Annotated in this window: 10 protein-coding genes; 8 read left to right on the top strand and 2 right to left on the bottom strand. The window is 71.9% G+C overall.

Annotated elements, in window-relative coordinates:
- The first annotated feature begins 129 nt into the window (after positions 1-129).
- The 6 genes from iolC to ACFV9O_RS08465 all read left to right on the top strand — a co-directional run bounded on the left by iolC (position 130) and on the right by ACFV9O_RS08465 (position 7,116).
- On the top strand, positions 130-1,173 hold the full coding sequence (iolC, locus tag ACFV9O_RS08490; protein ID WP_385414290.1) for a 5-dehydro-2-deoxygluconokinase: 1,044 nt from the start codon (positions 130-132) through the stop codon (positions 1,171-1,173).
- On the top strand, positions 1,170-2,060 hold the full coding sequence (locus tag ACFV9O_RS08485) for a deoxyribose-phosphate aldolase (protein ID WP_385414068.1): 891 nt from the start codon (positions 1,170-1,172) through the stop codon (positions 2,058-2,060). The genes iolC and ACFV9O_RS08485 overlap by 4 nt, the downstream gene beginning before the upstream one ends.
- 16 nt (positions 2,061-2,076) lie before the next feature.
- A complete protein-coding gene (gene iolB / locus ACFV9O_RS08480) occupies positions 2,077-2,907 on the top strand; it encodes a 5-deoxy-glucuronate isomerase (RefSeq protein ID WP_385414066.1) in 831 nt (276 codons plus the stop codon).
- Positions 2,904-4,904, top strand: a complete 2,001-nt coding sequence (gene iolD / locus ACFV9O_RS08475) for a 3D-(3,5/4)-trihydroxycyclohexane-1,2-dione acylhydrolase (decyclizing) (RefSeq protein WP_385414063.1) — start codon at positions 2,904-2,906, stop codon at positions 4,902-4,904. The genes iolB and iolD overlap by 4 nt, the downstream gene beginning before the upstream one ends.
- Positions 4,905-4,926: 22 nt before the next feature.
- Positions 4,927-6,429 (top strand): CoA-acylating methylmalonate-semialdehyde dehydrogenase, encoded by a 1,503-nt coding sequence (locus ACFV9O_RS08470; RefSeq protein ID WP_385414060.1) that lies wholly within the window; start codon positions 4,927-4,929, stop codon positions 6,427-6,429.
- A 96-nt stretch (positions 6,430-6,525) separates the two neighbouring features.
- Complete coding sequence (locus ACFV9O_RS08465; protein ID WP_385414057.1) at positions 6,526-7,116, top strand: DUF4291 domain-containing protein; 591 nt, start codon at positions 6,526-6,528, stop codon at positions 7,114-7,116.
- Positions 7,117-7,134: 18 nt separating this feature from the next.
- On the opposite strand, the gene ACFV9O_RS08460 is transcribed toward ACFV9O_RS08465, so the two are convergent.
- Together ACFV9O_RS08460 and ACFV9O_RS08455 are read right to left on the bottom strand one after the other, a co-directional pair.
- Positions 7,135-8,334, bottom strand: coding sequence for a S8 family peptidase (locus tag ACFV9O_RS08460; protein WP_385414055.1), 1,200 nt, complete (start codon positions 8,332-8,334; stop codon positions 7,135-7,137).
- A 207-nt stretch (positions 8,335-8,541) separates the two neighbouring features.
- Positions 8,542-8,979 carry a GNAT family N-acetyltransferase gene (locus ACFV9O_RS08455; RefSeq protein ID WP_385414052.1) on the bottom strand — a complete coding sequence of 146 codons (438 nt, stop codon included), beginning with the start codon at positions 8,977-8,979 and terminating at the stop codon, positions 8,542-8,544.
- 185 nt (positions 8,980-9,164) lie between these two features.
- Between ACFV9O_RS08455 and ACFV9O_RS08450 the strand changes: the two genes are divergently transcribed.
- Both ACFV9O_RS08450 and ACFV9O_RS08445 read left to right on the top strand, forming a co-directional pair.
- Positions 9,165-12,017: an alpha/beta fold hydrolase gene (locus tag ACFV9O_RS08450; protein ID WP_385414049.1), complete on the top strand. Its 2,853-nt coding sequence runs from the start codon at positions 9,165-9,167 to the stop codon at positions 12,015-12,017.
- Positions 12,014-12,895 carry an ABC transporter permease gene (locus ACFV9O_RS08445; RefSeq protein ID WP_385414048.1) on the top strand — a complete coding sequence of 294 codons (882 nt, stop codon included), beginning with the start codon at positions 12,014-12,016 and terminating at the stop codon, positions 12,893-12,895. Before ACFV9O_RS08450 ends, ACFV9O_RS08445 begins: the two co-directional genes overlap by 4 nt.
- Positions 12,896-12,956 lie beyond the last annotated feature (61 nt).

Below are 12,956 nucleotides of genomic sequence, written 5' to 3'. Positions count from 1 at the left end.
GGCGGGCTAGACCAGGGAACAGCCGGGCGTGGAACCGAAAGGACACGTATGCCTCAGCCGTCTCAGCCATCCCAGCCGTCTCGGTCGTCGGAGCAGTCTCGGTCGTCCGAGCCGTACGACGTGATCACGATGGGCCGGATCGGAGTGGACCTCTACCCGCTGCAGACCGGGGTTCCGCTGGCGCAGGTCGAGACCTTCGGGAAGTTCCTCGGCGGTTCGGCCACGAACGTGGCGGTCGCGGCGGCACGGCTCGGCCGCCGTGCCGCGGTGGTCACACGCACCGGACAGGACGCCTTCGGGGACTACCTCCGCGAGGCGCTGAGGGAGTTCGAGGTCGACGACCGCTGGGTGACGGCGGTGCCGGGGCTGCCAACACCGGTGACGTTCTGCGAGATCTTCCCGCCCGACGACTTCCCGCTGTACTTCTACCGGCAGCCCAAGGCGCCGGACCTGGAACTGCGCGCGGACGAAATCGACTTGCAGGCGATCGGCGCGGCACGGGTCTTCTGGATGACCGGCACCGGGCTGTGTACGGAGCCGAGCAGGAGCGCGACACTCGCGGCCCTGGCACACCGGGCGAAGTCCGGGACGACCGTCTTCGACCTGGACTGGCGGCCGATGTTCTGGGGGAGCGCGGCCCGGGCTGCTCCGGACGAGGCGCGCCCTTACTACGCCCAGGCCCTCGCCCACGCCAGTGTCGCCGTCGGGAACCTGGACGAGTGCGAGATCGCGACCGGCGAGCGCGAGCCGTACGCGGCCGCCCGCGCACTGCTGGCCGCCGGGGTCGAGCTGGCCGTGGTCAAACAGGGGCCCAAGGGCGTCCTCGCCATGCACCGGGACGGCGCCACCGCCGAAGTCCCGCCGGTGGAGGTCGAGGTGGTCAACGGACTCGGCGCGGGTGACGCGTTCGGCGGCGCGATGGTGCACGGGCTGCTGGCCGGGTGGGAGCTGGAGCGGGTGATGCGGTTCGCCAACGCCGCGGGCGCGATCGTCGCCTCCCGCCTCGCCTGCTCGTCCGCCATGCCCTACCCCCATGAGGTCGACGCCCTCCTCGAAGGCATCGCGCCCGGTCCCGAGCCCCGCCCGGCGCCCGGCAGCGGACCGGGTCCCGTCCCTGGTCCCGGCGCCGGCCCCGGTCCTGTCCCCGGTCCTGTCCCCGGGACGGCGTCGTGACCCGCGTCGACGTCGCCGGCCTGGTCCGGATCAGGGCCCACCACCCCGAGGCCGTCGCCGAGGCGGCCGCCCGGCGGCGCAGGCGCCCGCTCGTGGGGAGCAGCGGCCGACTGATGATCATCGCCGCCGACCATCCCGCCCGCGGCGCCCTCGCCGTCGGCGATCAGCGGCTCGCCATGGCCAACCGCCTCGGGCTCCTCGAGCGGCTCTGCACCGCCCTGGAGCGCCCCGGCGTCGACGGGGTCCTCGCCACCGCCGACATCCTGGAGGACCTCCTGCTGCTCGGAGCCCTCGACGGCAAGGTCGTCATCGGTTCCATGAACCGGGGCGGACTCGCGGGCGCCGCCTTCGAACTGGACGACCGGTTCACCGGCTACCGGGCGGAGGACCTCGCCAGGCTCCGCTTCGACGCAGGGAAGCTGCTCCTCCGTATCGACTACGACGACCCGGGCTCCCTCGACACCCTCCACTCCACCGCCCGCGCCATCGACGAGATGGCCGCGCACCGGCTGCCGGTCTTCGTCGAGCCGTTCATCTGCCGCCGCGTGGACGGAGTCCTGCGCAACGACCTGTCCGCCGAGGCGGTGACCCGCTCCATCGCCATCGCCTCCGGCCTCGCCGGCACCTCGGCGTACACCTGGCTGAAGATCCCCGTCACCGAGAACCCGGACGACATGGCACGGGTGATGGAGACCTCGACGCTGCCCGCGGTGCTGCTCGGCGGCGATGTGGGCGACTCCGCCGACGGGCAGGCGGCGGCGTACGAGAAATGGCGCGGGGCACTGCAACTGCCCACCGTCCAGGGTCTGGTCGTGGGGCGCTCACTGCTCTATCCGGTCGACGGTGACGTCGCGGGAGCGGTCGATACGGCCGTAGGACTGTTCTAGGGGGTACGGAGAACTCATGGACCACAGGGACGACACCGCACCCGAGCGGCACGTACGGGCAGGGACAGCGGCCGACGGGCCGTACGCGCTCGACATCGACCCCAAGACCGCCGGATGGGGCTACTCCGCGCTGCGGATCCTGGAACTGCCGCCGGGCGGCACGCATCTGCTGGGCGCCGGGGACAGCGAGTGGATCGTCCTTCCGCTCAGCGGCGGCTGCACGGTGCGGATCGAGGACGAGACCATGGAACTGCTGGGCAGGGAAAGCGTGTTCGCCGGAGTCACCGACTTCGCGTACGTACCGCGCGACGCCCATGCACAGATCGCCTCCGGCGCGGGAGGCCGCTTCGCCCTGGCAGGAGCGAAGTGCGAGCGACGACTCCCCGCTCGCCGCGGCCCCGCGCCGGAGGTTCCGGTCGAGCAGCGCGGCACGGGCAGCTGCGCCCGCCGGGTGCACAACTTCGCCGCCGCCGACTCCTTCGACTGCGACCGTCTCATCGCCGTCGAGGTGCTCACTCCGGGCGGCAACTGGTCGTCGTACCCGCCCCACAAACACGACGAGCACCGGCCCGGCGAAGAGACCAGACTGGAGGAGATCTACTACTTCGAGATCGACGGTGACCACGGCTTCGGATACCAGCGGGTGTCGCCGTCGCGCCCCGGCGGCACCGACCTGCTCGCCGAGGTCCGCAGCGGCGACGCCGTCCTCGTCCCCGACGGCTGGCACGGACCGTCCATCGCCGCGCCCGGCCACGACATGTACTACCTGAACGTCATGGCGGGCCCGGGCCCGGAGCGGGAATGGCGGATCTGCTTCCACCCCGACCACACGGAGGGCTACCGATGAGCACGGGAGCGAGCACTGGGCCGTCCGGCCCGCGGCCCGGTACCGGGCAGGCCGACCTCCGTCCCCGCACACCCGACCCCGGTACGGCCCGCTCCGGCGCGCCCCGCCCTGGAACGGCCAACCCCGGCACGCGCCGTCTCACCACTGCCCAGGCGCTGATCGCCTTCCTCGCCCGCCAGTACACCGAGCGCGACGGCAGCCGGCGTCGGCTGATCGGTGCCACCTGGGGCATCTTCGGCCACGGAAACGTCGCGGGGATCGGCCAGGCGCTGCTGGAGAGCGGCCCCGACATGCCGTACTACCAGGGCCGCAACGAACAGGCCATGGTCCACGCGGCCGTCGGCCACGCCCGCCAGTCCTGCCGGCTCGCCACCCACGCCGTCACCACCTCCATCGGCCCCGGCGCCACCAATCTCGTCACCGGCGCCGCGCTGGCCACCATCAACCGGCTCCCCGTCCTCCTCCTCCCCGGCGACGTCTTCGCGAGCCGCCCCGCCGACCCCGTCCTCCAGCAGCTCGAGGTCCCGTACGCGGGGGACGTCTCCGTCAACGACTGTCTGCGCCCGGTGTCGAAGTACTTCGACCGGATCACCCGTCCCGAGGCCCTGATCCCGGCCGCCCTCGCGGCCATGCGGGTCCTCACCGACCCCGCCGAGACCGGTGCGGTCACGCTCGCGCTGCCGCAGGACGTGCAGGCGGAGGCGTACGACTGGCCCGAGGAGTTCTTCGCCGAACGGGTCTGGCACGTACGCCGTCCGCAGCCTGACGGGGAGGAGCTGGCGGCGGCGGTGGAGGCGGTACGGTCCGCCCGCAGGCCGCTGATCATCGCGGGCGGCGGTGTGCACCACAGCGCCGCGGAGTCCGCCCTGAAGACCTTCGCCGACGCGACCGGCATCCCCGTCGCCTCGACCCAGGCCGGCAAGGGCTCGCTGCGCCACGACCACCCGGCCGACGTCGGAGGCATCGGGCACACCGGCACCGCGACCGCGGACGAGCTGGCCCGAGCCGCCGACCTCGTCATCGGCGTCGGCACCCGCTACTCCGACTTCACCACCGCGTCCGCCACCCTTTTCACCCACCCCGACGTCCGCTTCCTCAACCTCAACATCACCGGCTTCGACGCCCACAAGCTCGCCGCGCTCCCGCTCGTCGCGGACGCCCGCGCCGGACTCGACGCCCTCACCGCGGCCCTGCGCGGCCACCACGTCGAGCACAGCTACGAAACGGAGTACACGGACGACAAGGAGCGCTGGGAGCACCGCGTCGACGCCGCGTACGAGGCGCGCGACGAGGACGTACGCCCCACCCAGCCGCAGGTCCTCGGCGTGCTCGACAGCCTGGTCACCGAGGACGACATCGTGATCAACGCGGCGGGCTCCCTCCCCGGGGACCTCCACAAGCTGTGGCGCACCCGCTCCCGCGACCAGTACCACGTCGAGTACGGCTACTCCTGCATGGGATACGAGATCCCCGCGGCGATCGGCGTGGCCATGGCCGCGCCGGGCCGGCCCGTCTGGGCGCTCGTCGGCGACGGTACGTATCTGATGAATCCCACCGAAATCGTCACGGCGGTGCAGGAGAACATCCCCATCAAGGTGGTCATCCTCCAGAACCACGGGTACGCGTCGATCGGCGGCCTCTCCGAGTCGGTCGGCTCCGAACGCTTCGGCACCGACTACCGCCACCGGGAGGCCGACAGGACGTACACGGGGGCACCGCTCCCCGTCGACCTCGCGGCCAACGCGGCCTCCCTCGGGATGCGGGTGCTGCGCGCCAAGACCATCCGTGACCTGCGCGAAGCCCTGACACAGGCACGCGCGTCCGACCGCCCCACATGTGTCTACGCCGAGACCGAAACGGCAGACACTGTGTCGGGCGCGCCCCCCGCGCAGGCGTGGTGGGATGTTCCTGTGGCCGAGACCGCGACCCGCCCGTCGGCGGTCAAGGCCCGGGAGGAGTACGACCGGCAGGCCGCAGCCCGACGCCGCCATCTCTGAAGGACCGAAGGAGCTTTTCGTCATGACGAAGACCGTCAACCACTGGATCGGTGGCAAGACCGTCGAGGGCGCGTCCGGCAACTGGGGCCCGGTCACCGACCCGGCGACCGGAGCCGTGACCACGCGGGTCGCGCTCGCGTCCGTGGAGGAGGTCGACGCGGCCGTCGCCGCCGCGAAGACCGCGTTCGAGACGTGGGGCACCTCCTCGCTGGCCCAGCGCACCACGATCCTCTTCCGCTTCCGCGCGCTGCTCGACGCCAACCGCGACGCGATCGCCGAGCTGATCACCGCGGAGCACGGCAAGGTCCACTCGGACGCGCTGGGCGAGGTGGCCCGCGGTCTGGAGATCGTGGACCTGGCCTGCGGCATCACCACCCAGCTCAAGGGCGAGCTGTCCACCCAGGTGTCGAACCGGGTGGACGTGGCGGCGATCCGCCAGGCGGTCGGCGTCGTGGCGGGCATCACGCCGTTCAACTTCCCGGCGATGGTGCCGATGTGGATGTTCCCGCTCGCCATCGCCTGCGGAAACACCTTCGTGCTGAAGCCGAGCGAGAAGGACCCCTCCCCGTCGCTGAAGATCGCCGAACTGCTCGCCGAGGCGGGCCTGCCGGAGGGCGTCTTCAACGTCGTCCAGGGCGACAAGGTCGCCGTGGACCGCCTCCTGGAGCACCCGGACGTCTCGGCGATCTCCTTCGTCGGCTCGACGCCGATCGCCAGGTACATCCACACCACCGCCTCCGCCAACGGCAAGCGCGTCCAGGCGCTCGGCGGTGCCAAGAACCACATGCTGGTCCTCCCGGACGCGGACCTGGACGCGGCCGCCGACGCCGCCGTCTCCGCCGCGTACGGCTCCGCGGGCGAGCGCTGCATGGCGATCTCCGCGGTCGTCGCCGTCGGCGCGATCGGTGACCAGCTCGTGGACAAGATCCGGGAGCGCGCCGAGAAGATCAAGATCGGCCCGGGCAACGACCCGACCTCCGAGATGGGCCCGCTCATCACCAAGGCCCACCGCGACAAGGTCGCCTCGTACGTCCACGGCGCGGCGGACCAGGGCGCCGAGGTCGTCCTCGACGGCACGGGCCACACGGTGGACGGCTTCGAGGACGGCCACTGGATCGGCCTCTCCCTCCTCGACAAGGTCTCCACGGACTCCGACGCGTACCGGGACGAGATCTTCGGCCCCGTGCTGTGCGTGCTGCGCGCCGAGACGTACGAGGAGGGCCTCGAGCTCATCAACTCCTCGCCGTTCGGCAACGGCACCGCGATCTTCACCCGCGACGGCGGCGCCGCCCGCCGCTTCCAGCTGGAGGTCCAGGCGGGCATGGTCGGGGTGAACGTCCCGATCCCGGTGCCGGTCGGCTACCACAGCTTCGGCGGCTGGAAGGACTCGCTCTTCGGCGACCTCCACATCTACGGCAACGACGGCGTTCAGTTCTACACCCGCGGCAAGGTCGTCACCACCCGCTGGCCGGACCCGTCCGAGGCCCCGGCGGGCGTGGACCTGGGCTTCCCGCGCAACCACTGAGCCGCACCGACCGCCCCTGACGAGCGACGGCCGAGCCGCGCGGCCCGTACGGAAAATCCCTCACCCCGTACGGGCCGCGCGGCTTAGGGTCCGCCCATGGCAACGAAGTTCCAGATACGCGCGGCCCACACGGCGGACACCATCACCGTCTACCAGGCGTACGACCCGGCCATCGGCGTACCCGCGGCGCGCGACGGGCGGTTTCCGGCTGCCTGGAAGCGCGACCGCATGACGTGGATCAAGCCGTCGTTCCTGTGGATGATGTACCGCTGCGGCTGGGGAACCAAGGAGGGCCAGCAGACGGTCCTGGCCGTCGAGATCAGCCGGGAAGGCTTCGACTGGGCGTTGCGCAACGCCTGTCTTTCGCACTACGTCCCGGATCTCCACCCCGATCAGGCCACCTGGAAGCGGCAGTTGCGGCAGGCACCGGCGCGCGTCCAGTGGGACCCCGAGCGGGATCTGCACCTCGCGCCCCTCCCGTACCGCTCGCTGCAGCTCGGCCTCGGCGGGGAGGCGTCGGCGCGGTACGCGGACGAGTGGATCGTGGGCGTCGACGACGTCACCCCGCTCGCGCACGAGATCCACGGACTGGTGCGCGGCGGTGACAGTGAAGGTGCCGCACGGCTGATGCCCGAGGAGCGGGCCTACCCCGCGGGGGAGGAGCTCCTCGGGCATCTCACGGCGTAGCGGCGGCCGCGGCCGGGATCAGAACAGCGAGTGCAGCAGCTTGTTCGGGGAGCCCGTGCGCGGGTCCACGACCTTGCCGCTCGTTGCGTTGTTCACCAGGGCGTCGCGGACCTGGGCCGGGGTGGCCGAGGGGTGGGACGCGAGGTAGAGCGCGGCGACGCCGGCCGTGTGCGGGGTGGCCATCGACGTACCCGAGATGGTGTTCGTCGCGGTGTCGCTGTCCTTCCACGCCGACGTGATGTCCACACCGGGCGCGAACAGGTCCAGGCAGCTGCCGTAGTTGGAGAACGACGCCCGCCGGTCCGTGCTGTCCGTCGCGCCGACCGTGATCGCCTCGGGGACGCGGGCCGGCGAGTAGTTGCAGGCGTTCACGGGGATGCCGATGAGGATGCCGTTGCCCGCCGCGATCGAGTAGCTGACGCCCGAGGCGATGGACTTCTTCACCGCGTCGTCCAGAGCGGTGCTGGCCCCGCCGCCCAGGCTCATGTTGGCGACGGCCGGCTTGACGGCGTTCGCGGTCACCCAGTCGACACCGGCGATGACCCCGGCCGTCGTACCGGAGCCGTCACAGCCCAGCACGCGCACGGCGACGAGCTTCACGCTCTTGGCGACGCCGTAGGTCTTTCCGCCGACCGTGCCCGCGACATGGGTGCCGTGGCCCTGGCAGTCCTGGCCGTTCTGGCCGTCGCCGACGGTGTCCGTGCCCACGCTCGCGCGGCCGTCGAACTCGCTGTGCGAGGTGCGGATGCCGGTGTCGATGATGTACGCGTTCACGTTCGACGCCGTCGTGTTGTACGTGTACGTCGTCGACAGCGGCAGGTTGCGCTGGTCGATGCGGTCGAGGCCCCAGGTCGCGTTGGCCTGGGTGTCGTTGAGGCGGACGACGGCGTTCTGCTCGACGTACGCCACGCGCGGATCGGCGGCGAGACGTGCGGCCTTCGCCTTGGACATGGAGGCGGAGAAGCCCTTGAGGACCGAGCGGAAGGTGTGCTGGGGGTTCACACCCTGGTCGGCGGCGATGTCGGAGACGCTGGTGCTGCCGTCCTTCAGGGCGACGATCCAGCTGTTCTGTACGGCGGTTGCAGTGGGGGCGAGACGGAGATCGCCGATCGACGCGCTCTGCGCGGTGGGGGTGACGGCGAACTGGAGACCGGCCGCAAGGGCGACTGCGGGGAGCAGCGCGCCCAGACGTATGGAGCGGCGGGCAGTGAATCTCATCTCGTGCACCTGACCTCTCTCTTTGATCCGAACACGACAAACATCCGCTTGGGGCTGCGGATGTGCCGCACAGCGTCTCGTGCGGTGATCGAGTGCACAAGGGGTTGTTACTGATGGGTTCAAGCCAATGCCCAGGTGGCATGGGTACTTTGGCGGACATCAGCGACATCGGCGCGGCGCACGTGGTGCCCTTGCCCGAGCGGCACCTCAGCGCGAATCGCCCGAACCGTCACCTGTCATGAAGTCCCAGGTCAGCATGGTGAATTCGCCCTCGTTCGCGGCGCCCGCCGATGTGTACGTCGCGAGGGCGGGGTCGTTGTCGGTGTCGGCACCGACCCACATGTCGTAGCAGCCGCGCCCCCGGGCGACTGCCGCGAGGGCCTCGGTCAGCGCCCCGCCGATACCGTGCCGCCGATGATTTTCGGCCACGGACAACTCGTACAGACACATTTCCGTGCCCTTGTCGGGGTGGTGCATCTCGATGCCCGAGACCATCCCGGCCGGGGCGCCGTCGACGTACGCGATCAGCATCAGATGGCCGGGGGCGGCGAGGAAGCGCTCCGCCCACTCCGTGCGCGCGGGTCCGTCGTACAGATGCTCGGCGGCGATGAGCTCGGCGACGGTCGTCGCGCGGCGGATCTCCATGCGGCTCCTCCGTGGGCTCCTCTGTCTACCGCTGGGCGCTGCGCATCAATGTGCGCCGTGTACCGCTGTGCGCCGTGTACCGCGTCTGGTGTACGGCGACGGTACTCGGTACTACCCGAGGAGGTCGGGGAGTTCCGCCCGGCGGCAGCCGCGATGGGGGCGGCGCCGCGCATAGGGTTTCAAGCATGAAGATCCGACTTCCCGGGCGGGCCGCCGTCCGCCGGCGCCGTGGGCGATGGTTCGCGGGCGTCGCCGCGTTCGCTGTGCTCGCCGGCGCCGGTACCTGGACGGCCGCCGCTTCGGACGACGTGCCGACCGTGCACCGCGAGGACCAGGTGCTGACCATGCCGGGGGCGAGGATCGACACCTCGTACTTCACCTCCGGCGACGGCGACGGCGACGGCGGTGGCGGTGGCGTCGGCGGTCGCCGGCCCGCCGTGCTGCTCGGGCACGGCTTCGGCGGCAGCAAGGAGTCCGTGCGGGAACAGGCGGAGGCGCTGGCCCGTGACGGATACGCCGTGCTGACCTGGTCCGCGCGTGGCTTCGGCGCATCCACCGGCCGGATCGGCCTCAACGACCCGGACCACGAGGTCAAGGACGTCTCCCGGCTGATCGACTGGCTGGCGAAGCGGCCGGAGGTACGGCTGGACGCGGCCGACGACCCGCGAGTGGGCGTGACCGGCGCGTCGTACGGCGGGGCGATCTCCCTGCTCGCGGCGGGGTACGACCACCGGGTCGACGCGATCGCCCCGGAGATCACGTACTGGAACCTCGCCGACGCGCTCTTCCCGGACGGCGTCTTCAAGAAGCTCTGGGCGGGAATCTTCTTCACGACCGGTTCGGCGGGCACGGCCGGACTCACCCCGGAGGCCACCGAGGCCCCGGCGGACCCGAGCGCTCCGACGGGCGGGAACGCTCCGACGGACGGGAACGCCCAGGTCGGGACGGGCGGGACCGAGAAAGGCGCGGCCGAGGCCGGCAGCCGGCAGGCCGAGGGCGTGGCGGCCGCCGTCCCCGCATGCGGGCGCTTCCAGCCCGTCCTCTGCGCCATGTACGAGCGGGTCGCCACCTCCGGGAAGCCCGATGCGGAGGCCCGCGCCCTGCTGGAGGCCCGCAGCCCGTCCGCCGTCGGCGACCGGATCAAGGTGCCCGCGCTCATCGTGCAGGGGCAGTCCGACTCGCTCTTCCCGCTCTCGCACGCCGACGCGATGGCCAAGACGATCAAGGGGAACGGTGCGCCCGTGGCCGTCGACTGGATCGCGGGTGGGCATGACGGCGGTGACCTCGAGGCCGACCGGATCCAGGGCCGGGTCTCCGCCTGGTTCGACCGGTATCTGAACGAGGACAAGGCCACCGACACCGGCCCTGCCTTCCGCGTCAGCCGGACCGGCGGCGTCGACTCCACCGACGGACAGGCGACCCTGCGGGGCGCCACCGCGCCCGGCTATCCGGGCCTGGGCGCAGGCGGCCGTACGGTCGAACTCACCGGCCGGACACAGTCCTTCCGCAACCCGGCAGGCGCCAACCCGCCCGGTATCTCCGCCGTCCCCGGTGTCGGCGGCGGACTCTCCCAGCTCTCCTCCCTCGGCGTCGGCCTCTCCCTCGACTTTCCCGGGCAGTACGCCCGCTTCGACTCCCGGCCCGTCGACCGGCCCCTGCGGATCACCGGCTCGCCCACCGTCCGCGTCGAAGTGACGTCCGACAGCGGGGAGGCGGTCCTCTTCGGCAAGCTGTACGACATCGGGCCCGATGGCCGCCGACAGGTGCTGCCCGCCCAACTCGTGGCCCCCGTCCGGGTCGAGGGCGCCACGGCAGGCAAGGCCGTCGCCCTGACCCTGCCCGCCGTGGACCACGAGATCGAGGCAGGCCACCGGCTCCGCCTCGTCCTCGCCGCCACCGACCTCGGCTACGCGTCCCCGGCCGCCCCGGCCACCTACACCGTCTCCCTGGCAGGGCAGCTCACGGTGCCCACCGCGCCCGCCGTCACCACCCAGGCGGCCGCCCTGCCCTGGTGGGTATGGGGACTGCCCGCCGCGGGTGCGGTCGTCGCCGCTGCGCTGCTGCTCACCGCCCGCCGTCGCACCACCGCACCGGCGCCGGACCCCGAGCTCGCTGACGTACCCCTGCAGATCACCGGACTGACCAAGCGGTACGCCAACTCCGCCGACCGCTACGCCGTGCGCGACCTGTCCTTCCGCGTCGAGAAGGGCCAGGTTCTCGGACTCCTCGGCCCGAACGGCGCGGGGAAGACCACCACGCTGCGCATGCTGATGGGCCTGATCACCCCCGACGACGGCGAGATCCGCGTCTTCGGACACGCCGTCAAACCCGGCGCGCCCGTCCTCTCCCGGGTCGGCGCCTTCGTCGAGGGCGCGGGCTTCCTGCCGCATCTGTCCGGGCGGGAGAACCTCGAACTGTACTGGCGGGCCACCGGCCGCCCCGCCGAGGACTCCCACATCGACGAGGCCCTGGAGATCGCCGGCCTCGGCGACGCCCTCGCCCGCGCCGTGCGCACCTACTCGCAGGGCATGCGGCAGCGGCTCGCCATCGCGCAGGCCATGCTCGGACTGCCGGATCTGCTGATCCTCGACGAGCCGACCAACGGGCTCGACCCGCCACAGATCCGCGAGATGCGGGACGTGATGATCCGGTATGCGGCCGGGGGCCGGACCGTCATCGTCTCCAGCCACCTCCTCGCGGAGGTGGAGCAGTCCTGCACCGATCTGGTGGTCATGGACCGCGGGCGGCTCGTGCAGGCAGGCCCCGTCGCGGAGATCACCGGCGCGGGCGACACGCTGCTGGTGACGACCGCGGCCGAGGTGGCCGAGCCGCTGGTGGAGAAGATCGCGGCCCTGCCCGGGATCGGCTCCGCCGTCCGCACGGACGACGGGGTCGGGCTGCTGGTCAGCCTGAACGGGGCGAGCGCCACCGCGCTCATCACCGAACTCGTACGGCTGGACGTGCCGGTGACCGGTGTCGGCCCGCACCGACGCCTGGAGGACGCGTTCCTCACCCTGATCGGAGGAGCATCCGCATGAGCACTGTGCACACCAGGGCGGCCGAGGCTACCGCCCCCGGCTACCGGCCGCGGCACACCCTGCCGCTGCGCGTCGAGGCCGTACGCCAGCTGAAGCGCCGGCGGACGCTGGTGATGGGCGCGATCCTGGCCGCGCTGCCGTTCGTCCTGATCGTGGCCTTCGCGATCGGCGGCACACCGGGCGAGCGCGGCGGGGGCGGCGGCGACCGGATCACGCTGATGGACACGGCGACCGCGTCCGGCGCGAACTTCGCCGCCACCTGCCTCTTCGTATCGGCGGGGTTCCTGCTGGTGGTGCCCGTCGCACTGTTCTGCGGGGACACCGTGGCATCCGAGGCAAGCTGGTCCTCCCTTCGCTATCTGCTCGCGGCACCGGTACCGCGGTCCCGACTGCTGTGGTCGAAGCTGGTCGTGGCGCTGGGCTTCAGCGCCGCGGCGATGCTGCTGCTGCCGCTCGTCGCACTCGCGGCGGGCACGGCGGCCTACGGCTGGGGCCCGCTGGAGCTGCCCACCGGAGGGTCCCTCCCGACCTCGGAAACGCTGCCGCGGCTCGCGCTCGTCGTCGCGTTCATCTTCGTGTCCCAACTGGTTGCCGCCGGCCTGGCGTTCTGGCTGTCGACCAAGACCGACGCACCGCTTGGCGCGGTCGGCGGCGCGGTCGGCCTGACGATCATTGGGAACGTCCTGGACGCGGTGACCGCGCTCGGCTCCTGGCGCGACTTCCTCCCGGCGCACTGGCAGTTCGCCTGGGCGGACGCCCTCCAGCCGCAGCTGGAATGGGGCGGGATGCTGAAGGGCACGGCGGTATCCGTGACATACGCCCTGATCCTCTTCGCCCTCGCCTTCCGCGGCTTCGCCCGCAAGGACATCGTGTCCTGACGCCTGACGCCTGACGCCTGACGCCTGACGCCTGACGCCTGACGCCTGACGCCGGGCAGGC

Origin of the sequence: Streptomyces sp. NPDC059909 (genome assembly GCF_042730885.1) — a bacterium.
In the GTDB taxonomy this organism is placed as follows: Bacteria; Actinomycetota; Actinomycetes; order Streptomycetales; family Streptomycetaceae; genus Streptomyces.
This window is presented reverse-complemented; position numbering and strand designations above follow the sequence as displayed.

What these genes read in the sequence shown, in the direction of transcription:
- iolC (WP_385414290.1), top strand. Translation starts at nt 130, where the DNA reads ATGGGCCGGATCGGAGTGGACCTCTACCCGCTGCAGACCGGGGTTCCG.
- ACFV9O_RS08445 (WP_385414048.1), top strand. Translation starts at nt 12,014, where the DNA reads ATGAGCACTGTGCACACCAGGGCGGCCGAGGCTACCGCCCCCGGCTAC.
- ACFV9O_RS08465 (WP_385414057.1), top strand. Translation starts at nt 6,526, where the DNA reads ATGGCAACGAAGTTCCAGATACGCGCGGCCCACACGGCGGACACCATC.
- ACFV9O_RS08460 (WP_385414055.1), bottom strand. Translation starts at nt 8,334, where the DNA reads ATGAGATTCACTGCCCGCCGCTCCATACGTCTGGGCGCGCTGCTCCCC.
- iolD (WP_385414063.1), top strand. Translation starts at nt 2,904, where the DNA reads ATGAGCACGGGAGCGAGCACTGGGCCGTCCGGCCCGCGGCCCGGTACC.
- ACFV9O_RS08455 (WP_385414052.1), bottom strand. Translation starts at nt 8,979, where the DNA reads ATGGAGATCCGCCGCGCGACGACCGTCGCCGAGCTCATCGCCGCCGAG.
- iolB (WP_385414066.1), top strand. Translation starts at nt 2,077, where the DNA reads ATGGACCACAGGGACGACACCGCACCCGAGCGGCACGTACGGGCAGGG.
- ACFV9O_RS08450 (WP_385414049.1), top strand. Translation starts at nt 9,165, where the DNA reads ATGAAGATCCGACTTCCCGGGCGGGCCGCCGTCCGCCGGCGCCGTGGG.
- ACFV9O_RS08470 (WP_385414060.1), top strand. Translation starts at nt 4,927, where the DNA reads ATGACGAAGACCGTCAACCACTGGATCGGTGGCAAGACCGTCGAGGGC.